Origin of the sequence: Chryseobacterium sp. MP_3.2 (assembly GCF_035984805.1) — a bacterium.
In the GTDB taxonomy this organism is placed as follows: Bacteria; Bacteroidota; Bacteroidia; order Flavobacteriales; family Weeksellaceae; genus Kaistella.
This window is the reverse complement of sequence record NZ_JAXCHW010000008.1, coordinates 68335-92763: the sequence shown is the minus strand read 5'-3', so window position 1 is coordinate 92763 and position 24429 is coordinate 68335. Positions and strand designations below refer to the sequence as shown.

The 24429-nt window shown below is 35.0% G+C and carries 23 protein-coding genes; 11 read left to right on the top strand and 12 right to left on the bottom strand.

Annotated elements, in window-relative coordinates; all coding sequences use genetic code 11:
- The first annotated feature begins 460 nt into the window (after positions 1-460).
- Positions 461-745, top strand: a complete 285-nt coding sequence (locus tag RCH13_RS10755; protein WP_326987243.1) for a hypothetical protein — start codon at positions 461-463, stop codon at positions 743-745.
- Between the two features lie 171 nt (positions 746-916).
- Positions 917-1558 carry a hypothetical protein gene (locus RCH13_RS10750; protein WP_326987242.1) on the top strand — a complete coding sequence of 214 codons (642 nt, stop codon included), beginning with the start codon at positions 917-919 and terminating at the stop codon, positions 1556-1558.
- A 72-nt stretch (positions 1559-1630) separates the two neighbouring features.
- Here the strand turns inward: RCH13_RS10750 and RCH13_RS10745 are convergent, their stop codons facing one another.
- Positions 1631-2917 (bottom strand): adenylosuccinate synthase, encoded by a 1287-nt coding sequence (locus RCH13_RS10745; RefSeq protein WP_326987241.1) that lies wholly within the window; start codon positions 2915-2917, stop codon positions 1631-1633.
- A 173-nt stretch (positions 2918-3090) separates the two neighbouring features.
- On the opposite strand from RCH13_RS10745, the gene hpt reads away from it, so the two are divergent.
- The 5 genes from hpt (at position 3091) to RCH13_RS10720 (ending at position 7872) form a co-directional block, all read left to right on the top strand.
- Positions 3091-3651 carry a hypoxanthine phosphoribosyltransferase gene (gene hpt / locus RCH13_RS10740; RefSeq protein ID WP_326987240.1) on the top strand — a complete coding sequence of 187 codons (561 nt, stop codon included), beginning with the start codon at positions 3091-3093 and terminating at the stop codon, positions 3649-3651.
- A 73-nt stretch (positions 3652-3724) separates the two neighbouring features.
- Positions 3725-4303 (top strand): adenylate kinase, encoded by a 579-nt coding sequence (locus tag RCH13_RS10735; protein ID WP_326987239.1) that lies wholly within the window; start codon positions 3725-3727, stop codon positions 4301-4303.
- 85 nt (positions 4304-4388) lie between these two features.
- Positions 4389-5372 carry a GTPase ObgE gene (obgE, locus tag RCH13_RS10730; RefSeq protein ID WP_326987238.1) on the top strand — a complete coding sequence of 328 codons (984 nt, stop codon included), beginning with the start codon at positions 4389-4391 and terminating at the stop codon, positions 5370-5372.
- Positions 5373-5621: 249 nt separating this feature from the next.
- Positions 5622-6470: a mechanosensitive ion channel family protein gene (locus RCH13_RS10725; RefSeq protein WP_326987237.1), complete on the top strand. Its 849-nt coding sequence runs from the start codon at positions 5622-5624 to the stop codon at positions 6468-6470.
- A gap of 121 nt (positions 6471-6591) precedes the next feature.
- Complete coding sequence (locus tag RCH13_RS10720) at positions 6592-7872, top strand: DUF389 domain-containing protein (protein ID WP_326987236.1); 1281 nt, start codon at positions 6592-6594, stop codon at positions 7870-7872.
- 14 nt (positions 7873-7886) lie between these two features.
- Here the strand turns inward: RCH13_RS10720 and RCH13_RS10715 are convergent, their stop codons facing one another.
- Entirely contained in the window at positions 7887-8075 is a 189-nt protein-coding gene (locus RCH13_RS10715) for a hypothetical protein (RefSeq protein ID WP_326987235.1), read from the bottom strand.
- A 27-nt stretch (positions 8076-8102) separates the two neighbouring features.
- On the opposite strand from RCH13_RS10715, the gene RCH13_RS10710 reads away from it, so the two are divergent.
- Positions 8103-9353 (top strand): DEAD/DEAH box helicase, encoded by a 1251-nt coding sequence (locus RCH13_RS10710; protein WP_326987234.1) that lies wholly within the window; start codon positions 8103-8105, stop codon positions 9351-9353.
- A gap of 80 nt (positions 9354-9433) precedes the next feature.
- Here RCH13_RS10710 and RCH13_RS10705 read toward each other — a convergent pair whose 3' ends face one another.
- The 6 genes from RCH13_RS10705 to RCH13_RS10680 all read right to left on the bottom strand — a co-directional run bounded on the left by RCH13_RS10705 (position 9434) and on the right by RCH13_RS10680 (position 16269).
- Positions 9434-10198: a TatD family hydrolase gene (locus RCH13_RS10705; RefSeq protein ID WP_326987233.1), complete on the bottom strand. Its 765-nt coding sequence runs from the start codon at positions 10196-10198 to the stop codon at positions 9434-9436.
- A 248-nt stretch (positions 10199-10446) separates the two neighbouring features.
- Positions 10447-11397, bottom strand: coding sequence for a GSCFA domain-containing protein (locus tag RCH13_RS10700; protein ID WP_326987232.1), 951 nt, complete (start codon positions 11395-11397; stop codon positions 10447-10449).
- A gap of 40 nt (positions 11398-11437) precedes the next feature.
- Positions 11438-12409, bottom strand: a complete 972-nt coding sequence (locus RCH13_RS10695) for a polyprenyl synthetase family protein (RefSeq protein ID WP_326987231.1) — start codon at positions 12407-12409, stop codon at positions 11438-11440.
- Between the two features lie 109 nt (positions 12410-12518).
- Positions 12519-13661 (bottom strand): inorganic phosphate transporter, encoded by a 1143-nt coding sequence (locus RCH13_RS10690; protein WP_326987230.1) that lies wholly within the window; start codon positions 13659-13661, stop codon positions 12519-12521.
- Between the two features lie 28 nt (positions 13662-13689).
- On the bottom strand, positions 13690-14328 hold the full coding sequence (locus RCH13_RS10685) for a DUF47 domain-containing protein (RefSeq protein ID WP_326987229.1): 639 nt from the start codon (positions 14326-14328) through the stop codon (positions 13690-13692).
- A gap of 159 nt (positions 14329-14487) precedes the next feature.
- Positions 14488-16269: a DEAD/DEAH box helicase gene (locus RCH13_RS10680; protein ID WP_326987228.1), complete on the bottom strand. Its 1782-nt coding sequence runs from the start codon at positions 16267-16269 to the stop codon at positions 14488-14490.
- A gap of 158 nt (positions 16270-16427) precedes the next feature.
- Between RCH13_RS10680 and RCH13_RS10675 the strand changes: the two genes are divergently transcribed.
- Positions 16428-17102 carry a DUF2461 domain-containing protein gene (locus tag RCH13_RS10675; RefSeq protein ID WP_326987227.1) on the top strand — a complete coding sequence of 225 codons (675 nt, stop codon included), beginning with the start codon at positions 16428-16430 and terminating at the stop codon, positions 17100-17102.
- Here RCH13_RS10675 and RCH13_RS10670 read toward each other — a convergent pair.
- Together RCH13_RS10670 and RCH13_RS10665 are read right to left on the bottom strand one after the other, a co-directional pair.
- Positions 17099-17623: a TlpA family protein disulfide reductase gene (locus RCH13_RS10670; RefSeq protein ID WP_326987226.1), complete on the bottom strand. Its 525-nt coding sequence runs from the start codon at positions 17621-17623 to the stop codon at positions 17099-17101. The genes RCH13_RS10675 and RCH13_RS10670 overlap by 4 nt on opposite strands.
- 1 nt (position 17624) lies before the next feature.
- Positions 17625-19250 carry an alpha-amylase family glycosyl hydrolase gene (locus tag RCH13_RS10665; protein ID WP_326987225.1) on the bottom strand — a complete coding sequence of 542 codons (1626 nt, stop codon included), beginning with the start codon at positions 19248-19250 and terminating at the stop codon, positions 17625-17627.
- Positions 19251-19376: 126 nt separating this feature from the next.
- Between RCH13_RS10665 and RCH13_RS10660 the strand changes: the two genes are divergently transcribed.
- Positions 19377-20189, top strand: coding sequence for an FkbM family methyltransferase (locus RCH13_RS10660; protein ID WP_326987224.1), 813 nt, complete (start codon positions 19377-19379; stop codon positions 20187-20189).
- A complete protein-coding gene (locus RCH13_RS10655; RefSeq protein ID WP_326987223.1) occupies positions 20186-21664 on the top strand; it encodes a lipopolysaccharide biosynthesis protein in 1479 nt (492 codons plus the stop codon). Before RCH13_RS10660 ends, RCH13_RS10655 begins: the two co-directional genes overlap by 4 nt.
- Positions 21665-21667: 3 nt before the next feature.
- Here RCH13_RS10655 and RCH13_RS10650 read toward each other — a convergent pair whose 3' ends face one another.
- The gene (locus tag RCH13_RS10650; RefSeq protein ID WP_326987222.1) at positions 21668-22723 is read right to left on the bottom strand and encodes a hypothetical protein; all 1056 of its coding nucleotides are present in this window, start codon (positions 22721-22723) and stop codon (positions 21668-21670) included.
- Between the two features lie 10 nt (positions 22724-22733).
- On the bottom strand, positions 22734-24428 hold the full coding sequence (locus tag RCH13_RS10645; RefSeq protein WP_326987221.1) for an amidohydrolase: 1695 nt from the start codon (positions 24426-24428) through the stop codon (positions 22734-22736).
- Position 24429 lies beyond the last annotated feature (1 nt).

The window sequence follows — 24429 nt, the reverse complement described above, 5'->3', positions numbered from 1 at the left end:
GGTAAAAGATTAAAAATTAATAATATAAAATTTTAATAATGCATTTTGTCCAACATATTTGGATTTCTATTAAATACTTATCAATTATAAGTCCACTTTATTAAATATTATTATTCAAATATATTCAAGGCATACGAACTAAATAATTTGCATTGTTATTGTTAATCATAACGATATTCTTTATTAATTAGCCATTTGTTAATTTATTCACTTTTATTTTGAATAAAGGTTAAAATAATTCCTAAAAAAATTCAGAAAATTACTATTTACAAAAATTATTAATATTTGCACCATAACACTTTACTGATTTTTATTTAAAAGATATAAAAGGTGAAATCCGCATAAATGTAAAGGCATAAAACTTTTAGCTTGGAATGCCATGGGATAGAGAAGCGGTAGAGAAAATTCAGAATTACATTGGTGAAGTAGAAGCGAAAAGCATTGTAACGCTGAAAAAAGATTGGAAAAAGAGGACAGAAATAATTTAAGAACTAAAATTCTAGAGTATACTAATTATTCAGTTTCCTCCCTTATACCAGCAGAAGCGATTAAATTATCTTATGGATGGACCATTTTTGATTCCAAATCGTACGCCGCCACTAGTCATTTTGATAAAAGTGCCCATTCCGCATCTGTGAAGGAAGGTTTTAATGAATTATTTGTACAAGGCAATACAGGATCCAAATTTTCTCGCGACGAATTGAATTCTAATTTTTCTAGTGATCGCGTTACGTTCAGCTTTTAAATTGGAAAAGTTTCCGTCGCTCGACGTTGGATTAATCAAAATTTTATAGTATCTAAATACTGGAGGTTAGCTTCTAATTCACCACAAAAAATCAACCAAGAAATCATCAGTGATGGCAACGGCAAAGGACTTATCCTTTCTATGATTACGGAACTAATCAGGGTGAAAAATGTGAAAATTAAATTTACAGGAAACATTTCAAATATTGAAAAGACGGATCTGATTTCCTATATAGCAGTGCATGACATCAATTTTATTCCTTTTGATTTTGTGGATAATGAATCTGGATGGAATAGGTTAAAATTGACCAAACCAGAATTAGAAGAACTTTATTTGAGAGCAAACAATTCCAATGAAAATCTGCCCACAGAAATACTTTATATCGATTACGATGAAAGCGGAATCGAGGCGATAGAAGTAGAATATAGTTTTGTTCATCTTAAAAGAAACTGGTTAAATAAAAGTTTTATGGTTACACCATATTTTGAATGGAAGCAAACCAAACCAATTTCCGATGGTCAAACTATTTCTGAGGCATTTAAACTTCGAGCGATTACGAAAACATTAATGCTCATTAAGAATCTCAAGATTATTTTAGATCCAATTGTGAAAGCCACAGTACAACACTTAAATATAAAAATACCTGGACGAAGACTACAAATTCTAGAAAGGGATTTTGGCGATCCAGTAAAATCTGCTTTACAAACTGTAAGAATGGATAGAATGAAGATGAAAATAATCCTCACTTCCGTACCTGTACTTACCCAAGTAAAAACACGAGATACCGAACCAATAAATATGATGAAAAACTGAAAAAGGCTTACGAGAAGTATTTGTTACAAAAAAAGCTGTCAAGGACAGCTTTTTTATTTGAATGACTTTTATTTAAAACAATTCTTTTCTAATAATATTTTGACTTCTTTCTGGACCTACGGAAACTAGATAAACATTAATTCCTAAATATTTCTCGATAAACTCGATATATTTTTTAGCGTTTGCAGGTAATTCTTCATATGTTCTAGCGTGGGTGATGTCTTCTTCCCACCCTTCCAATTCTTCATAAATTGGCTTGTAGTGATAAAGTTTTGTGGTAGAAGAGGTAAAGTAATCAATGATTTTACCATCTTCTGTTTCATACTTCGTCGCAATTTTTAATGGTGAAATTCCAGACAGCACATCTAATTTTGTAATCACTAAATTATTAATCCCATTAATCATGGTCGCATGCTTTAAAGAAACCAAATCTAACCAACCTGTTCTTCTGGGTCTACCGGTAGTTGCTCCAAATTCTGCTCCAATTTTTCGGATTTTTTCACCCAATTCATTATCAAGTTCTGTCGGGAACGGTCCTTCTCCTACTCTAGTAGTATAAGCTTTTGCTACCCCAATTAAATTTTGCAAACTCGTGGGTGGTACTCCTGCACCAGAACAAACTCCGCCTGTAGTTGGTGAAGATGAAGTTACATACGGATAAGTTCCGAAATCAATATCTAACATGGCAGCTTGAGCGCCTTCGAACAAAATATTTTTTCCGTCTTGAATGGCTTGATTTAATTCTACTTCTGTATCAACGATTCTATCTTTTAGTTTTTCTCCTAATTCTAAAAATTCATTGTAAATCTCCTCAAATTCTAAAGTTGGTTTCTCAAAATATTTTTCAAAAAGTGAATTTTTACTCTTTAAATTTTTTCTAATTTTTTCAGCGAGGACTTCTGGATTTAAAAGGTCAACCATTCTAATACCAACGCGGGCAATCTTATCTTCGTAACACGGTCCAATGCCTTTTTTGGTTGTTCCAATATGTGTTCCACCTGTTTCTTCTTCTCTGTAAGTGTCCAGCAAAATATGATAAGGCATAATTACGTGTGCTCTTCTGCTGATAAAAACATGATCAGTGCGCATATTTTTTTCCTGGATCTGCCCAATTTCCTTTAAAAAAGCTTTAGGATTTACTACAACGCCATTGGCAATAATACATTTACCAGGACATTGTAAAACACCAGAAGGTAGAAGGTGCAACACAAACTTTTCTTCTCCTGCATAAACGGTATGTCCTGCATTATCCCCTCCCTGGAACCGTACTACATAGTCTGATTTTGCAGACAAAACATCTGTTATCTTACCTTTACCTTCGTCCCCATATTGAAGACCGACCACTACATAAGTTGCCATATTTTACTTTATTTTTAGATTTCTACAAAAATAGTTTTATTAAAAGTTTTAGACAAAAGTTTGGATAACAAAAAAGTTTTTTAACCTTTAATTAGGAATCTAGGTTGCATTAAAATTCTTATCTAAGGTAAATTTCCTGAAAAAACCCTAAATTTGCACTTTCTAAATAAATTATGGAATCGATTCAAATTCACGACAAAAGTTTTATTCCGTATCTGAAAGATGCAGAAATTCAAGAAATCGTAAAAGCCACAGCCCTTAAAATTTACGAAGATTACAAAGATGAAACTCCCGTATTTATAGGGGTTTTAAATGGCGTGATTATGTTCTTTTCTGATCTTTTAAAACATTATCCCGGCAAATGTGAAATTGCATTTATTCAAATGAGTTCCTATGCAGGTACACAATCTACAGGAATAGTTTACCAGAAAATGGAATTAACAAAGGATATTAAAGACCGTCACATTATATTGGTAGAAGATATTGTAGATACTGGTAATACAGTAGAAAGTTTATTTCAATATTTCAAAGAAACACAGCGTCCAAAATCGGTGCGGTTAGCGTCTTTTTTGTTGAAACCAGACGTTTACAAAAAGGATTTCAAACTGGATTATATCGGTTTAGAAATTCCAAATAAATTTGTGTTAGGTTACGGTTTGGACTATGATGAATTAGGAAGAAATCTGCGGGATTTATATCAGTTGGAAGAAGGCAGAATTAACGAAAAGATTTAGATAAAGACTATTACTATATTAATAAAAAAAGGTGTTCGACTTTTTAAATAAAATGAACTACCGATTGTAAATTATGATAAACATCGTTCTATTCGGTCCTCCGGGAAGTGGCAAAGGTACCCAAGCAGAGAATTTAATTGAGAAATTTAATTTGAAGCAAGTTTCAACTGGCGATCTGTTTCGCTTCAATATGAAAAATGATACAGAACTTGGTAAGTTGGCAAAATCATTTATTGACCAAGGATCCCTAGTTCCAGATGAAGTAACTACTGACATGCTTATTGACGAGGTTAAAAAACCAACGGATACCAATGGATTTATTTTCGACGGTTACCCAAGAACAGCCAATCAAACTAATGCTTTAGAAAACATAGTTAAAGATGTTTTAAATGCTGAAATTTCTGTATGTCTTTCGCTGGTTGTAGATGATGAAATCTTAGTGAACAGACTTTTACACAGAGGAAAAACAAGCGGTAGAACTGATGATTCCAATGAAGAAATCATTAGAAATAGAATTAAAGAATATTACGCGAAAACTGCCGAAGTTGCAGAGCTTTACAAAAAGCAGGGAAAATATGTAGAGGTTAATGGTGTGGGAGAAATTTCAGAAATAGCTGCGCAACTTTTTGCAGAAGTAGAAAAAATAAAATAGAAGTTGACTGAATGTTGTTGGTTTTTTCTCAATTAGTAAAGGAAAAAACCAGGAGCAAACACTTGACTAGCAAGAACAAAACTATATGTCCAATTTCGTAGATTACGTAAAAATTCATTGTAAATCCGGTCATGGTGGTGCAGGTTCTGCCCATCTTCGTCGGGAAAAATATATCCCAAAAGGCGGACCAGATGGTGGGGATGGCGGAAGAGGTGGTCACATCATTTTACGTGGTGACTCCCATGAATGGACGCTTTTACCGCTTCGTTACACAAGACACATTAAAGCTGATCGTGGTAAAAATGGCGCAAAAAATCAATTAACTGGTGCATACGGTGAAGACATTTATATAGACGTACCTTTAGGAACCATCGCCAAAAATGAAGAAGGAGAAATCATCGCTGAAATCGTCGCTGATAAGCAAGAAATCATCATAAAAAATGGCGGGAGAGGTGGAAAAGGAAATGAATTCTTCAAATCCGCGACGAATCAAACTCCGCGTTTTGCACAACCTGGACTTCCAGGAGAAGAAGGTTACGTAACTTTTGAGCTTAAACTTTTGGCAGATGTTGGACTTGTCGGGTTTCCAAATGCAGGAAAATCTACTTTATTAGCAGCGGTATCTGCTGCTAAACCGAAAATTGCCAATTACGCTTTTACCACACTTACTCCTAATCTCGGAATTGTAGATTACAGAAATTACAAATCTTTTGTAATGGCAGATATCCCAGGGATTATTGAAGGTGCAGCGGAAGGTAAAGGTTTGGGTCACCGTTTCTTACGTCATATTGAAAGGAATTCTATTTTGCTGTTTTTAATTCCAGCTGATTCTGAAAGTCATTTTCAGGAATATAAAATTCTGGAAAATGAATTGAAAGAATACAATCCAGAACTTTTGGACAAAGATTATTTAATTTCTATTTCCAAAGCAGATTTGCTGGATCAAGAATTAAGAGATGAAATTGCCAAAGAGTTCCCCGAAAATAGACAACCGATTTTCTTTTCTGCAGTTACCCAAGAAGGGTTGATGGAATTGAAAGATGACATTTGGAAAAAACTTCATGGATAGATTAATGTACAATTAAAAAGAGAGCTGGATTTAATTCAGCTCTCTTTTTTGCATTTCAGGAGTCAAATAAAATAATTGATGCATATAGATATCAAAATTGAAGCGCAAAATATTTTCCTTGGCTAAATTATCAGACAATAATTTTTGAAAGCCTCCTTCAATACATTATATTTGAAAATAAAATCAATCTTATTGGCGAGATATTTTTGCTTAAAGCAAGTTTAATTCTGATCAAAATTAAAAAGTATTATGGATTATAATAAAATATTTACAGCTCTACAAAATGACTGGAATCTATTTCTTACAAAAATACCAGGTATTGCGTTAGCCATTTTTATCGTAGCTATTGGGTTTATTGCCGCTTCCAAAATTTCTTCTTTTAGTAAGAGAGTGATCAAAAAGAAAACAGAGGATCCGCTGATGAGCAATTTTTTGGGGAAAACCATTCAATTAATACTCATCGGAATCGTAATCATGATTGCTCTTAAAGCTGCTGGTTTAGAGGGAATTGCTTCTGCCCTATTTACTGCAGCCGGCGCGTCTGCCTTAATTTTAGGATTTGCTTTTAAAGATATTGGAGAAAATTTTATCTCGGGAATAATACTTTCATTTAACCGCCCTTTTGATGTGAACGACACCGTGAGCATTGGTGATATTTTTGGGAAAGTAAAGACCATGGAATTTAGATATACCAAGTTAAAAACCTTCGATGGCAAAGATGTCTATATTCCAAACAGTGATGTTATTAAAAAGCCTGTCTTTAATTTTACAGAAGATGGATACTTCCGACTGGATTTTGTAGTTGGAATCGCTTATGAAAATAATGCAGAAGATGCGCAGCGAATTATTTTAGAAGCCGTTCACAGAAATCCGAATATTCTTTCAGAAGAAGGAAAAGAAGCATTTGCAGCAATTGAACAATTGGGTGTGAATTCGGTTGATATCCGCGTTTATTTTTGGATCAATTCAATTGATTACCGGAAAGACGCATTGCTCATTAAGAGCATGATCATATCTGACGTTAAGCAATCTTTGCTGAAAAACAACATTTCTTTGCCTGCAAATATTCAGGAATTAAAATGGTATAAGGAAGAATAATTTATTTTTTTTGAAAGTAAATCAAAATTTAAAGCTGAAGACTGCAGAAATAAGGAGTTTACTGTAATTGCCTGTTTTAAAATCCTAAGTTTTTCCCTACATTTGAAGCTTGCAGCAATAAATGATAAATATATTTAACCTTCATAACGGAGAAGAAGATAAGGACAAAGTTTTAGCAACCGTAAAAAATAATTTATCCTTCAGTGGACCAAATCTGTGGATTTTAGCCTGCGCAATTTTAGTTGCATCCGTAGGATTAAATGTAAATTCTACAGCCGTGGTCATTGGTGCGATGCTAATTTCTCCATTAATGGGCCCTATTGTAGGTGCTGGATTTGCTTTAGGCATGTTCGACTTTGTTTTGCTCAGAAAGTCTCTGAAAAATCTCTTGCTCTCTACCATTATCGGTTTACTTGTCTCATTTATCTATTTTTCTTTAAGTCCTTATAAAGAAGCACAATCTGAGATAATCTCCAGAACTTCTCCAAATATTTACGATGTATTGATCGCTTTCTTTGGGGGATTAGTAGGTGTAATTGCGGTTACCAGAGTGGAGAAAGGAAATCCAATTCCCGGTGTGGCCATCGCAACGGCTTTGATGCCGCCTTTATGTACAGCTGGTTACGGTTTAGCGACAGGGAAATTTGCTTATTTCGGTGGCGCTATGTTTCTTTACACCATCAATTGCGTATTTATCTGCATAGCGACCTATGGAATTGTGAAGTTTCTTAAATATCCTGCCGTAGAATTTGTAGATAAAAAGAAATCCAACCAAATTAGAAACTGGATCTCTATCATTGTAGCATTGATGGTGATTCCAAGTATTTTCTTTGCTTATCGATTTATTTCTGAGCAAAACTATAAAGCGAAAGTAGACAATTTCTTAGCCGCTGAATTTGAAAATAATGGTAATACCATTATCTACAAGAAAACAACCTACTCTTCGAATCCTAAAAAAATTGAACTTGCACTTTTAAATCGAAGAATTTCGGCGGAACAAATCAAAGAAATGAATTCAAAGCTGAAGAAATATAATATTGAAAATACCTTAATTATTATCCGTCAGGATAGCGCGTTTTTAGCCAACGCAAACAAAAAAAATGCAGAGATGAATGAAATAACAGACAACTCTGCCAAAGCTATTGCAGCACTAAATAATCAAATTAGTAAGTACAGTTTTAAAACAGATAATATTTTTCCCGAAGCACGTTCAATATTCCCTGAATTAACATCTCTTTCAGTTGCTAAACAAGAAATTTTTGACGCTTCGGACTCTACCCGAATTATTCCTGTAGCCTTTTACCAAAGTGAAACTGGACTAACCGACGGAGAAGAAGCTACTTTAAGAAATTGGCTGAAAGTTAAATTGAAAATTGATACTTTAGAAGTCTATCAAAGATAAATTAGCCCTCTTTTCTATTCCGAAATCTTTTCAAATTGTGCCTTAAAAATAGAAATTCTATATTTCCTTTGAAATACACTATCTTTGCGCCATAATCTGCGGCATTCTAAAGCCAGTTCGGTATTAATTACCCAATCGAAAACAGTGGCTTTTAAAAAAAGAGGCTGTTTTCCCGCTAAAAATGTAGAAGTAAAACACTTCATCCGCAATCATTTTTAATTATTCAAAATTTGTTATTTACAGACTTAAATTTAATTAAGCCCATCCTTGATGCGCTTAAAGAAGAGGGTTACACGCAACCAACTCCGATTCAAGAAAAAGCAATTCCTAATATTCTAGCAGGTAGAGATTTGCTCGGAACTGCGCAGACGGGAACAGGTAAAACTGCTGCTTTCGCAATCCCAATTCTCCAAAATTTAACGGAGAAAAACGTGAGAAACAATCAGATTAAAGCTTTAGTTTTAACGCCAACCAGAGAATTAGCCATCCAAATCGAAGAAAGTTTTAATGCGTACGGAAGACATTTAAAGATGAGAAATCTTGTGGTCTTCGGAGGAGTTAAACAAAGTGGGCAAGAAAATGCCTTAAGAAGAGGTGTTGATATTTTAGTTGCAACGCCCGGAAGACTGCTTGATTTTATTTCCCAGGGCATTATCTCTTTAAAAAATCTAGAAATTTTCGTGCTTGATGAAGCAGATCGAATGTTAGATATGGGATTTGTACATGACGTGAAAAGAATTGTAAAGATGCTTCCTCAGCAGAGACAAACGCTATTTTTCTCAGCTACGTTCCCCGATGAAATTAACAAGTTGGCGAGTTCTATGCTTCACAATCCTGTGAAAGTGGAAGTTGCGCCAGTTTCTGCAACGGCAGATACGATTCAGCAAAAAGTATATTTCGTAGAGAAAGATGACAAGTTAGATTTGCTCACCCACATTTTAGAAAATGACATCAAAGAATCTGTTCTTGTATTCTCTAGAACTAAACATGGTGCAGATAAAATCGCGAAAAAGCTCCAAAAACATAAGATTTCTGCAGAAGCAATTCATGGAAATAAATCTCAGAATCAAAGGCAAAATGCTCTGACCAATTTTAAATCGGGGAAAACCAGAATTTTGGTGGCAACAGATATTGCAGCGAGAGGAATTGATATTGATGAGTTGAAATATGTAGTAAATTTTGAACTTTCGGACGTTTCTGAAACGTACGTACACAGAATTGGAAGAACTGGAAGAGCTGGTGCCGAAGGCAGTTCCATCTCTTTCGTAGATGGTTTGGATTTATTAAATCTTAAAAACACAGAAAAATTAATTGGAAAGAAAATCCCTATTGATAGAGACCACCCTTTTCATACAGACAGTTTAATCGCGGAAAAAAGAGATTCTAACAATAAGCCTTTCCGCCCGAGACCACAAACAAGTCAAGCATCTAGCCATAGTAAAAAGCCAAATAATAAGAGCAATTTTACCAGAAATAGATAACGTAAGATTTAGATCAAAACCGCGAAATATTTTTCGCGGTTTTTTTATCCGAATTTTAAAGGAAATAAAATACTACGATTTTAAAACTTAAACATTTTTAACGCATTCGCCGTCGTGAACTTCTCAATTTCTTGAAAATCTTTGCCATAAATGTTTACCAGCTTGCCGACCACCAAATCTAAATAAGAACTTTCATTCCTTTTGCCACGATGTGGAACGGGTGCTAAATATGGTGAATCTGTTTCAAGAACGATTTTATCCAAAGGGATTTCTGAGAGAAATTGATCAATTTTTCCATTTTTGAAGGTCACTACTCCACCTATTCCCAAAATAAATCCAAGTTCAATCGCTCTTTTTGCCTGGTCCAAATCTCCAGAAAAACAGTGAAAAATGCCGCGAAGTTTGGGATGCTTTTTTCGATCCAATACTTCAAAAACTTCATCGAAACTGGATCTTGTATGAATCACAATCGGCAAGTCTTTTTCAATCGCCCAATCGATTTGTTGTTCGAAAACTTTCACTTGGATATTCAAAGTTGATTGGTCCCAATATAAATCAATCCCGATTTCTCCAAGGGCGGGAAATTCTTTTTGATCCAGATAATTTTTAACAATTTCTAACTCCTTTTCCCAAGATTCTGGTTTCACATAACACGGATGAAGTCCTATCATGGAAAATATTTGAGAAGGATATTCCGCTTCCAGATTTAACATTTTCTCATGTGTTTCAGAATCGATGGCTGGAAGATAAAATTTGGTGACCCCTTTTTGAATTGCTCTTTCGATCATTTCTTTTCGGTCTGTATCGAATTCTTCAGAATATAAGTGCGTGTGCGTATCGATCATTTTTGGTTCAGTTAAATTTTGTCAATTGTCTCTAGTTAGTTGCTGAAAGAGAAACTTTAAATTATCCATTTTTTTTACTTCGTCTTTGTCTATTTTTTGTCCTTGGTTCTAAACCTTTACTGCATAACTACCTTTTATACCTCATTTCAAATTGCAGCCCAGCTTAAGTAGATCCCGATATAAAATCGAGAGCAAACCCTTCGACAAGCTCTGGATAAACTCAGATGAGAAAAGCTGCACAAAATATTTTAAAAAATTGGATGCTTCACCTTAGATTGTTGCGCCTGGATTTTCTCCTTTATTTTATCTAAAAATTCCACATATTTTGGATCTTTTTTATCGGAGACTCTATGCTCTAAAGCCTTTGCAATCTTAAAATTTTCGGTAATGAAAGTCTTGGTTTCTTCGGAAAAGTAGGCATCCCCAAATTTCTCCCAGATATATTGTACCGCTTGATTATTAGGATGAATCAGATCTTCTTTGTAAAAACGGTAATCGCGTAAATCATCCATCAAAATTTCATAGGAAGGAAGATAATGGCAATTGTCAAACTGGGGCAAAATCTCGTGAATCGCCGTGATGAGCTTCGATTTACTTAGATTATTTTCTACCATTCCATCTCTGGTATGGCGAACAGGGGAAACAGTAAAGAGAATTTGCACATTTTCCTGGCAAATATCCTTCAAATTAATGACGGTCTCATAAATTGAATCTGTTAATTCTAAGTGGCTCAAAAATTTTTTTTCAAAGTATTTCGCGGGAATTTTATGACAATTGGCGGCATAATTTTTCTTGGGTAAAAACTCATATATATAAGACGTTCCGTAAGTGATAATTACCCAATTTGTATTTCTCAGGAATTGATTCCCGAGTTGAATATTGGTATTAATTTTATCCAAAGTTTGATGCGCAAACCTCGCATTAAAACTGGTGTGATGGTCTAAAGAAAGGAAGGTGTCATTATAAAAAACCAGGTCTTCTTCCGCATAATTTTTCGAGTCATGAAGTTTTTTTACTGCATTACTAATTGAAAAGGGATTAAATAAAGTGCCGAAGGGATTATTGAAAGTTTTTAACTGCCCAGCTTTTAACAAATCAGACATTTCCGTAGAAAAACAGGAGCCCATAGAGAATAAGTGATCATTTAGCCCTATTTTAATAGGTGAGTCGGAAAGTGTTACTTCGGTGCGAAATTTCATAAAATGAGTCTGCTTAAATAATCAGCGTGCGAGAAAATTCTTAAGATTCTCTGCTCAATAGATAGTTTGCCAATTCGATAAATGGTTTCTTCTTTTCATCTGGAACATCAATTTTATTGAGGTAACCCTGCGCTAGATCATTGTATTTCTGAATCAGGTGTAATGTTTTTTCATCCACTTTTGCACGTCGGAATATTTTTTCTACGCTGTAGATTTTGTCCACATTATCGGTTTTTTTCGAATACCAAAAATCAAGTTCTTTTACTTCTTCTTCAGTTCCGTGTTCTCTAGCCAATAAATACAGAACCGTTTTTTTATTTTCATAAATATCTCCGGCATGTTTTTTCCCGAATTGTTCCTGATTTCCGAAAACATCTAAGTAATCATCCATAATCTGGAAAGCGATTCCTAAATTTTTACCAAAGTTAAAAATGGCTTTAGCATCTTTAAAATCTGCACCTGCGATTAAAGCGCCGATTTCAAAAGAAGACGCGCTTAAAACTCCAGTTTTGTAGGTTATCATTCGGATGTAGTCATTGAAAGTAACATCATCCATAGTTTCGAAATTGATATCATACTGTTGACCCTCGCAAAGAAGAAGTCCAGTATGTGTGAAAACTCGGACACAAGCTTTGAAAAGTTCCGGTTCTAAATCTTCGAAAAATTTATAAGCTTTAATCATCAAAGCATCTCCGGAAAGGATCCCAACATTAAGTCCATGCAAGGTGTGAATAGTTGGTTTATTTCGGCGCAAGGGTGCTTCATCCATAATATCATCATGAATCAACGTAAAATTGTGGAAAAACTCAATTGCTAAGGCAGGTTTAATGGCTTTTTTCATATCACCATCAAACATATCATTCGCCATCAAAACCATAATAGGGCGAAGTCTTTTTCCGCCATGCGAAATAATATAATTCATCGGGTCATACAGCTCGACAGGTTTATTCTTAAAGAGATATTTGTCTACAGCTCTGGCTACAATGTCTTGATATTCGTCTAAAAATTGCATAAATTTCTTGTTTGCGCAAAATTACAATTTTAAAAACTTTTTTTAGGATAAATGTGAGGTAAAAAAGCCATCTCTCCCGAGATGGCTTTCTATATATTTAAATATTTTACTACCTAATAAAAACCACCGCCAAGTAAGTCAACCCTGCTACTAAAGCGGAAATTGGAATGGTTAAAATCCAAGCCCACAAAAGGCTAATGGTGATTCCCCATCTTACGGCAGAAACTCTCTTTGTAACGCCCACTCCGATGATGGCACCAGTAATGGTATGCGTGGTGGAAACTGGAATTCCAAAATGCTCAGAAATGAAAAGGGTAATAGCACCAGAAGTTTCCGCGGCAACACCTTCTAAGGGTGTCACTTTCGTGATGCGCGTTCCCATGGTTTTTACAATTTTCCAACCGCCACTCATGGTTCCCAAAGAAATCATCAAAAAGGAAACGAATGGTACCCAAAAATAATGATCTACAAAATAATTAAACTGGTCAGAACTGTCTAACAAAAGATATGCAGGATCTTGTAAAGTTATGGCATGATGGTAAATAACCGCTGCACCAATGATTCCCATCACCTTTTGTGCGTCATTCAAACCATGACCTAAACTAAAAAATGCCGCTGATACCAACTGTAATTTTTTAAATACATTATCTGCTTTTCTCGGATTGGTTCTTTTGGAAACATTCACAATGAAAAGGGTAATAACAATGGAAATTAAAGATCCGATTAAAGGCGCCAAAAATATAAAGAGAAAAATAGGAATCACTTTTTCATATCGTACTACATTTTGCGTAAGAAGTTGGGTAAACGCCTCGCCAATTCTTTCGAATGTTGTAAATTCTGGATGAGCCAAAGCCGCAGTGTGGTAATCTAAAACAAAAGCGAACATTAAAGCAGCGCCTAAAAATCCACCTATTAAAGTGTGCGAAGAGGAGGAAGGAATACCGAACCACCACGTCAATAAATTCCAGGCGATGGCGGCAATAAGGCCAGAAAAAATCACTTCCAGATTAATGAAATCAATATTCACAGATTTGGCAATGGTATTCCCAACTTTAAATTCTCCGATGACGTATGCAGCAAGAAAAAATGCTGCGAAATTCCAAACTGCAGCCCAAAGAACTGCTTGAAATGGTGTTAATACTTTAGTAGAAACGATGGTTGCAATAGAATTTGCCGCATCGTGAAATCCATTGATATAGTCAAAAATTAAAGCTAAAACAATGATGATAATAAGTAGAATCGGTAAATCCATTCTTTTTTTATTCTAAATTAAGGATAGATTAGGCGTACTTGATCAAAATGCTGTCAATGGTATTGGCTACATCTTCTGCTTTATCAGTTACAATTTCTAAATATTCTAAAACAGATTTTACTTTGATGATCGTAATCGCGTCATTGTTTTCAAACAATTTAACAATCGCCTGACTTAAAACGTCATCTGCAATATTCTCAAAAGAGTTAATCTTGATACACGATTCCTTTACTGCTTTTGAGTCTTTAAATCCATTAAGATTTTTTAGGGCAATTTGAATTTCCACACAAGATTTGTGAATGAGAAGCGTAAATTCAGTGTAAGCTGGGTCCAGTGGTGCTTTGTAGAGGTAAATGTATTTCGCAGAAGCGTACATGAAATCTGCAATATCATCTAAACCACTTGCCAAATGACTGATGTCTTCGCGGTCAAATGGCGTAATGAAATTTTCTCCTAACTGCACAAATATTTCATGGGTCAAGTCATCCATACGGTGCTCGTAATCGCTCATGTTCTGCAACATAGACTCGTCATTGATATCAAAGTCCAGCAAACTTTCATGAAATTCTTTAGACATTGCAACCAACTCTTCAGCTACTTTTTCGAATAAAACAAAAAATACTTTATCCTTTGGTTGAAAGACCTTGAAAATATTACTGATTCCCATTTTTTACGTTTTTAATTAGTGGCGCAAATTTCCGAAAAACTCTTTTAAGTTTGGTCTTTTTATATTAAGTTTTATTAACATTGAAAATTAGTTTTCCATCTAAAATAAATCAGTCCCGCTAAATTAACGGGACTGATTTGTACTATAATAAGTAAGACTTTATTGCGCTTCTTCTGCACGCATGTCTTTTCCTTTGAATTTTTGAGTTTGTAATCCTTTTAAGACTTCGTCTTTATAAGATTTTTCTACTTCAAAGAAGGAGAATTTCTCTAAGATTTCTATCTCTCCGATATCTGGACGTTTTTTCGAATTCGCCGTAGATTTGTTGATAATCTCCAACATATCGATTTTTTTCAATTGGTCTCTTTTTCCTAGATTAAAGAAGAACCTTACCATATCGCCACTGTTTTTTCTCGGCTTTCTTTCCTTGAACTCACGGTTTCCGCCGTCTCTGTCTCGGGAATCTCTATTACCGCCGTCTCTATCTCTTCCATAATCACGTCCACCATCTCTGTTTCCACCGAAACGATTGCCGCCATCTCTTCTGTCACCTCTATCACGGTCTCTTCCTCTACCATCACGGTCTCTACCACGATCTCCTCTTCCATCATCAGCGTTGAATTTTTGATCTGCTAAATCATTTTTATCTAAATAATAAAGCGCCATATCACGCAATTGCAATTGCAACATTTGGTGAACCAATTCTTCTTTGGTAAATGCAGATAAGTCTGGAATTAATGATGCATCGAACTCAAATAAGTTTTCATGCTCTGTCAGTAATTTAGTGAAAACACCGCCAACCTGAGCTTCAATAACTTCTTTTCCGGTAGGGATTTTCTTCTCAACGATCTCAATCTTCGTAGATTGTTTGATCTGTTTTAATTTTCTTGATTCTTCAGGTTTGATCAAAGACATTGAGATTCCATCTTTTCCTGCACGACCTGTTCTTCCGCTTCTGTGAACGAAAACTTCAGGATCATCTGGTAAAGAGTAATGAATAACATGTGTTAATGAATCAACATCTAATCCACGCGCCGCAACATCTGTCGCAACTAGAATATCGATATTTTTCAATCTGAATTTCTTCATTACGGTATCACGTTGCGCTTGTGACAAATCACCGTGGAGTGCATCTGCTGCGTAACCATTTTGCATCAAGAAATCTGCAACTTCCTGAGTTTCCATACGCGTTCTACAGAAAAGAATTGAATATTGACTTGGATTTGCATCGATCAGTCTTTTCAAAGCTTCTTTTTTGAAACGGTACCCAACAACGTAAAATTCGTGTTTGATGTTTTTCTTCACTTCATTGAGAGATCCAACTACAATTCGGTGTGGACTTGTCAAATAGTTTTTAGAAATACGCTCCACTTCCTTATTCATCGTTGCAGAGAATAAATAATTGTGTTTCGTATCTGGTGTTTCACGAAGAATTGTTTCCAAATCATCTTTGAAACCCATAGATAGCATTTCATCAGCCTCGTCTAAAACGAGCCAATTAATTTCAGAAAAATCTAAAGCTTTTCTGTTAATAAGGTCGATCACACGTCCCGGAGTTCCCACCACAATCTGTGGTTTGTCTCGTAGAGAGCGGATTTGGTCCGTAATACTGCTTCCACCATAAACTGCTGTAGTCTTGATGTTGGGCATGTATTTCGAATAATTTTTAATGTCTTTGGTAATTTGCAAACAAAGTTCTCTAGTAGGACAAAGCACCAAAAATTGGATTTTGCGACTCCCGTCGTCAATCATATCCAAAATCGGTAGCGAAAAAGCCGCTGTTTTGCCTGTTCCTGTCTGCGCAAGTGCGATGAGATCGCGTATATCTGTAGAGATAAAAGGAATAGTCTGTTTTTGGATTTCTGTTGGACTTTCAAAGCCCAGTTCGCCGATTGCCTTCAGTATTGCAGGGCTTAAATCGGTCTCCGTAAATAAATTCATGTAAAAGATCGTCTATAAATTGGGTGCAAAGATACGATTTTGTTTTTGATAAAAAATAAGCCCTTTTACTAAATTAATGTTAATAATGAATAAAGCGGTTCACAATCTTCTTTTTGCAGGACTTTTTGGAGACCGTTGTATAATGAAAAGTTTTACCTTTGATCAATAATTCCACCTTGATGAATCCTTCTACACTTCAATTTTTAAATACTTTAAGCAGAAACAACAACCGCGATTGGTTTAATGAAAACAAGGAAATTTATCTGCTGGCAAAAGAGGAAATCTTACTTTTGGTGGAAGCATTAATTGAAGAAATAGCGAAATTTGACGAAGAAATTTTGAAGATTGATCCGAAGAAAGCACTTTTCCGAATTTATAGGGATACCCGATTTTCAAAAGATAAAACGCCGTATAAAACTCATTTCGGAATTGGTTTAGGCATGTCTAAAATTAAAAAAATATCGGGCTATTACATTCACATCGAGCCGGGAAAATCATTTCTAGCGGGCGGTGTTTTCCAACCTGAACCTGGAATTTTAAAGGAGATACGCCATGAAATTTCTGTTCAATCAGAAGAATTTGCCAGCATTATCGAAGATGAAAACTTTAGAAATAATTTCCGCGGACTGAGTACAGAAAGTAAATTGAAAAGAGTTCCCACTGGTTTCGACAAGGAACATCCAATGGGAGAATATTTAAAGTTGAAAAACTTTGTGGTGACGCATCCGATTTCTGATGATCAGATTTTGGCCAAAAATTCCGTTCAATATATGAGCAAAATTTTTCAGACCATTAAACCGCTCAATGATTTTTTTGAAAGACCTTTTCTCTAAAGCATTTTATTCTTTAATTCATCGATGGTATTTTGCACATCTGCATCAGTCGGACTTATCGCATAATATTTTGCAATTCCACCACGCTGATCGATGACCATGAATCTTGGCACCCAATTAAGATCAATATAATTATTGAAATCATTTTTCCAGCCTTCATCAAACCAATAATTTTCTTGTTCGGATAAATTGTATTTGTCCAACCCTCTCTTCCACTGGTCATAAGAACGATCCAAAGAAAAGTACACGAAATCCAATTCCGGATTTTTATCTTTCAATTCTTTGGTTGCAGGCAAAGCTTTGATACAATCTTGACACCAACTTGCCCAAAAGTCAATAATCAAAATTCTCCCTTTATGATCATTAATGACGCCTTCAATAGAAGATTTTTTTCCTTGCAGTGAAGTAATTTTTTGACTGAGCGCCTCTTTAGAAAAGACTGTTTTGGAAGTGGTGGGAACTTTTTGCGCGTAAATTGTTGCAGAAAAGGTGACTAATAAAATATATAAGAGGTTCTTCATTTTAAATTTTTTCCAATAAGACAATTGAGAATTCGGAATCAACTAAAGCTTTCCCCTCTTTTACAATACTCGTTTTACCAGAGTATGCATCTCTAATTTTAGTATCATTTTCAAATATTCCAGAGACGGAAACTTCTTTCAATCCTTCTTTCAAATCTAATCCAATAACCACATGATCTGTGCCGTATTTTCTACTAAACCAGTATGGTGAAGAAGAAATCATCTGATGAACTCCTGCTCCTACCGACGGATGATTCGCTCTGAATTTTCCGAGTTTTTGATAATGTTGTAATAATTTTTGCGTTCCTGCATTATACTTAACGTCACTCCAATTCATATTGCTTCTCAAGGTTGCATCACCTTCTGCGCCTGAAATCGTTAAACTTCTGGCACTTTCATCACCATAGTAAATTTGAGAAATTCCAGGGGTTAATAATAATTTTGTGGCTGACTCATAAGTTCTTCTTCGATCCTTATCGAAAGGCGATCCGTCATCATGAGAAGTCAAATAATTCATCACTGTTTTTCCATTCAAATCTGACTGTAAGGTTTTGGAATAATTGGAGAAAATTTCCTCATAAGATTTGTTGGCATCTCCTTTAAAATCAAAATTAATCAATGATTTAAAACCATTCTGATAGTAATTCACTTTTTTATCAGAGAAATTGTAAATCTGTTTCTGAGAAATTCCGTACCCATAAACTTCACCAACCATGAAGAAAAGGTTCTTGTCTAAAACTTTGTCGGGATTATTGAGCTTATAAATATCAAAACTTTGCTGGCAAACTTTCTGGAAATCTTTCCAAACTTCTTCTTCCGTATGTTTCACTGTATCAATCCGGTAACCATCGATCCCATAATCTTGAACATAATCAGCCAGCCATTTCATGATGTAATATTTCGGTGCTTTTGGATAGCCCGTTCTTGCAAAAAACGCATTCAAAGATTGCATTTCTGCTTCATATCTGCCTTCTTTTTTCCATTTATCTACCAACATTGCAGGAAGTTCCACGGGCTGTTCAGACTCTGTTAAAATGTCTGGAAGATTTGCGACTAAAGTACATGCGGTTGTATTTTCATAACTATCGTATTTACATTGGGGCGATGTTCTTACCCATGAATTCGGATAAGCAGGGTCCATATTTGTCACTGGACCAGTGTGATTAATTACAGCATCTAAAACAACACGAATTCCTTTGGCGTGTGCTTTTTCTACCAATTCGTTTAAATCTGCTTTGGTACCGAAATTAGGATCAAGAGCGGTCCAATCTTTCGCCCAATAGCCGTGATATGCATACGTATTTCCCGTTCCTTCATTGGTAGCCGCATGAATTTGTTCAACTAATGGCGTCATCCAAATGGCGTTAATTCCCAAATCTGAAAAATAGTTATCATCAATTTTTTGAATAATTCCGCGTAAATCACCGCCTTCAAAACCACGTAAAGTTGCAGCTTTTTCCGTTCTGCCAAAATTGACATCATTCGCTTGATTGCCATTATTAAATCGGTCCGTCAAAAGGAAATACATATTGGCGCCTTCCCAAGTAAACGGTTCTTTCTTAGAATTTTGCAAAGTTGAGCAGGAACTTAAAAGCGCTACTGAGAGGAAAAAGAAGATTTTTTTCATAGTAAAATTTCTAGGGATAAAGGTAAAGCAAAACGTTCTTTAACCGAAGTTTAAATGATTACGCAAATGAATTTTAACATTTATTTAACATATTTTTATATCTTTGTTTTTCTCAAAAGGAAAACCATGTCACTTTATCAAAGAATTGCCAATCAATTACAGTTTGTAACGCCACGCTTTTATAAAGAACGGTATTTCAAAAATTTAAAGCACGTTTCCAAAGATAATTATAGCAAAAAAAACATTGAACCAGAGTTAATTTGGATTAAAGATATTTTATCGGAAGATTCCGTTATGTTAGACATTGGCGCTAATAATGGAAGTTTTCTCTTTCAATTGGAACAAAAACTTTTTCCCGAAAATTTACACGCGTTTGAACCCAACAAAAAACTATTTTCCCGCTTAAAAAGAATCTTTCCAAGAGTCAACATTTATCCATTTGCTTTATCCGATGCAAACGGCACTGCAGAGTTTAAAATACCTGTGGTCAATGGAAAAAGTTATGATTCCCGCGGTACATTGCAATTGGATTACAGAGAAGAAGATGAAGAAAATCACACTATCCAAAAGGTGCAAATCATTAAATTAGACGATTGGGAAATTGGAAAAACACTTCACAAAATAGACTTCATTAAAATTGATGTAGAAGGAAATGAGATGCGCACGTTATTCGGTGGCGAACAACTTATTAAGAAGCATCAACCTACTTTAATGGTAGAAATGGAACAGCGGCACCATTCCGAAACGCTTTCAGATCTCATCAAATTAATTGAATACTGGAATTACACCGCTTTTTATCTGAATCGAAAATCTTTTGACCTCGAAAAGTTGACGAAAGAATTAATCAATGAACAAATTCATAACCGGTTGCTGAACAAAGAAGTGTACATCAACAATATAATTTTTGTCCCGAACTCCCCTAAACCTGCAAATATATGAGTGTAGTTGCAAGGCAGAGTTTTAAGTATTCTTTAATTGGATATTTTGGATTTTTACTCGGAACATTTTCTGCGATTTTTATTTTTCCGTATGACATGGAATTTTACGGAAAGCTGCGCTACATCATGCCCACCGCGGAAATGATCTTACCTATTGTCGTTTTCGGATTGTCTTTTTCTAATGTTAAATTCTTTCATCAAACACAGAAAGATGGCAAAAATCAAAACTTACTCTCCCTTTCACTCATAGGCGTTCTCTTTAATTTTACAGCTTTTCTGCTCCTATTTTTCGTCTTCTTTCACTTTTTTCCACAGTTCAAAAGTTTAGAACTTTGGAAGATGAAACGTCTGATTTTACCCCTCGTTTTAATCTTGGCACTTTCTGCTATTTTTAACAAATACATTTCTAATTTCAAAAGAATTGTAGTTCCCAATATCTTCGAAAATTTAATTCCAAAAATTGCAAATGTGGGTGCTTTTACCTTGTTTTTCTTTTTGGGAGTTACGGAAAAAGGAGCATATGGATTTTTCTTTGGAATGTTTATCATCTCCTTTTTAGGTTATCTCTTCTACACCAATTCACTGGAAAAAATCAAAACTGATTTTAGCACCGATTATGTAAAAAAAGACAATCTTTGGAAAGAGATCTTAAATTACAGTTTTTATGGTTTCCTAGGAAACATTGGTAATTACATTGCTTTTCGCGTTGATAATTTCATGATTGGGGAGTTTTTAAATTTCGAAGAAAATGGAGTGTACAGTATTATTTTGTCCATTCTATCTTTTATCTTAATTCCGCAGATGGGATTATTCAATATCTCCGCGCCAATCATCAACAAAACAATTGCTGCGGGAAAATTTGAAGAATTGGATCGTTTTCATAAAAAAACATCGCTCACTTTGTTCTTCTTAGGAGCCGTTCTTTTCTCCTGTATTTTGGTGGGATTTCCTTATTTGAGTAATTTTATTAAAAACGGAGATCAGCTAAGACAGGCAGAACCTGTAGTTTGGATTTTGGGAGTCGCCATGATTTTCGACTTGGCAACAGGATTTAATGGTCATATTATTTCCCTCTCTAAACACTATCGATTTAATATTGTGGTGATGCTATTTTTAGCAGTTGCTACAATCGTATTGAATTATTTATTTCTGACGAAAACGGAATTAGGAATAATTGGAATTGCCATTGCCACCGCTATTTCATTAACGCTTTTTAATCTTATTAAAATTTATTTCAACTATGTCAAATTTAATGTTTTCCCGCTCAGTATAGGAATGATGTATGTTTTGATCGTCTGCACCTTGGCAATAACTTTAGCCATTATGCTTCCAGAAACGTCAAATAATTTCGTCAATCTCTTTTACAAGCCGGCTTTTGTTTTAGCGATTATTTTTGGAGCCAATTATTTTATGAAAATATTTCCAATCGGTGATTATCTGAACAGCAAGTTCCTCAAAAGCATTTTTAAATTCTAATATCTAAATTAAAGATAATAAAACACCTTCCAATTCCGTCCGCATTTTTTCTTTGTTAAAACTTTTCTGAAAATCGTATTCAAAATTTTTATGACCATTTAAAAATTGCATTTCTACATCTTCTTCTTGCGGAATTAGAAATGGATGTTTTGAGGAATAATTCTTCGGAAATATAGCCGGTTTTCTATATTTAATGGCGTCACCAACGTTGCCGCTCATTTTGGTTTTTCCGTAATATTCTTTATTACTAAAGAATTCAGTTTGTCTCTGAATTGGGCACCAAAGCACGACTGCATTTTCCATAATGACCTCAAATTCAGCTTGCGGAACTTTTTCTGTGAAGTATTGGATATCAATAGTTTCAGGTTTCTCCCCTTCTAAACCCTGCAACCACATTAGCTCTTTACCTTTTGCTTTGCCAAGAAAAATAAATTTCAAATGAGTCGTACTTCTGAACGCTTTTATTTTCTCGATGATCATTTTATAATCCCTTCTAGATTGCTCCACAGAACCTGGAATTACAATATTTATGGTAGAGTGAACGCTTTGAACATCATTTTTAGAAAAGAAAATCGGCATAAATTTAAATTGATTATTGACCAAACTTTCATCCAAAACAAGTTTATTTTTTACGCTTTTAAAGAGGTCTGGAGCTGCAAGCAAATTTTCTTTCAACCACAATTTAAACCTGTAAATCAAATTTTTTTTAAAGATATTTTTAAAAAGCTGAAGCTTCTTTATTTTTGTGAAGTTTACATTATGTACAATCATCGCTGCATTAAAGTTCTTTGAAATTGATTGATACAAGTTGAAATTTCGATGAACCGTCCCGAGAATAATTAAATCATAATTTTGCGCATTCAACTGATCTAAGAGTGTTGTGCTGTTACTCAGATAAATATTCGATTCTTTTTCTCCGACGAGTTTGAAAATCTTTTCAGAAAAATAGTAATCTACATCGAATTGATTAGAATCTTGCATCAAATCCCTGAAATTTTGTGCAATTTCAGCGTGCGTATCTAATTCTATGTAGGCGATTTTCTTCAAGTTTTTTTTCAAATTGTGCCTGTTAATTTGCCTTTAGACTTCCAAAGCTACGACCAGATAATTTCTTTGCTAAATCATCATAGTACGCTTTATTAGAGAAAACTTGTTTACCACTGGAGTACGTTTCCAAAACTTTGGTATCCAAAATTTTAACCTCTGGAACCGTCATAATGTCTTGATCAACGATAATAAAATCTGCAGATTTCCCCACTTCTAAACTTCCAATTTCATTTTCCTGGAAAGCTGCTTTTGCTGCCCAAATTGTCATTCCTCGCAAAGCCTGTTCTCTAGTGAGCGCATTTTCGATCTGGAAACCGTTGGTTGGATAATGTTTAGAATCTTTTCTAGCTACAGCAGAATAAAAAGTTTTTAACGGGCTAATCTCTTCCACCGGAAAGTCTGTACCCAAAGGAAGCCAGCCGTTTTGCTTTAATAAATCTTCGAAGGCGTAAGAATATTTCAAACGTTCTTTGCCAAGACGATCTTCTGCCCAATACATGTCAGAAGTGGCGTGTGTAGGCTGAACAGAAGGAATAATCGAATACTTACCAAATAAATCAAAGTCATTTTTATCAACGATTTGTGCGTGTTCAATTCTCCACCTTCTATCATTTTTCACTCCTAAAACATCGCCATAAATCTGAAGAATTGTTCTGTTCGCTGAATCTCCAATTGCGTGCGTACACATTTGCAAATTGGTTTTCACTAACTTTTGCGCCAAGTCTTCAAAGTGACTTCTTTCACTTAAAAGAAAACCTTTCCACCCTTTTTTATCAGAATACTCTTTTATTAAAGAAGCACCACGTGAACCTAAAGCACCATCACCATAGACTTTATAACCACCAACTGTAATATTTTTATTAACGGTTCTCCCCTTCTTTAACCATTTATCATACGAATTAGGATTGTCTTCTAAAAGGACAAATATCTTCATCTGCAATAAATTTTGCGCTTGAGATTTCTCCAACAGACCTAATAAATGCTCAGAAATTCCACAATCATGCAGAGAAGTTAGCCCTTCAGCAAAGCACTCTTTTTGCAAAGCAGAAAAATATTCAATTGCAGTTTTGTCATCGATTTCTGGAATGTGTTTCTCTACCAATTCCATGGCATTGTCGATTAAAATCCCAGTGAGCTTACCATTTTTGACTTCAATTTCTCCACCCAATATTTTAGAATCTTTTGTAATTCCCGCAATGTCTAAAGCTTTTTGATTGGCAACTGCGGCATGACCGTCGATTCTTTTTAAATAAACCGGACGATTAGGAAACAATTGATCCAACTTTTCTTTATTCGGAAACTCTTTGATTGCCCAATCATTTTGATCCCAACTTCTGCCATATAACCATTCTTTCGGTGCGTTTTTGGCATATTCCGACATTCTTGCTACGATTTCTTCCCAAGATTTCGTGCCCCAAAGATTACATTTCCAGCGATCCGTTGCGAATCGGGTGAAGTGACAATGGGCATCGATTAATCCGGGATAGACCGTTTTTCCGTTTAAATCTTGAATATTTTTTGAAGTATAATTTTTAAGGATTTCCGAAGTTTTACCTACCGCTAATATTTTTCCTTGAGAAACTGCCATCGATTCTGCAAGGTCAAATTTTTGATTTACGGTGTAAATTTTTGCATTGGTAATAATCATTTCGGCAGTTTTCTGTGCCATGATTGCAACTGAACTGCAAAGGGTGAATAGGACAATTAATTTTTTCATA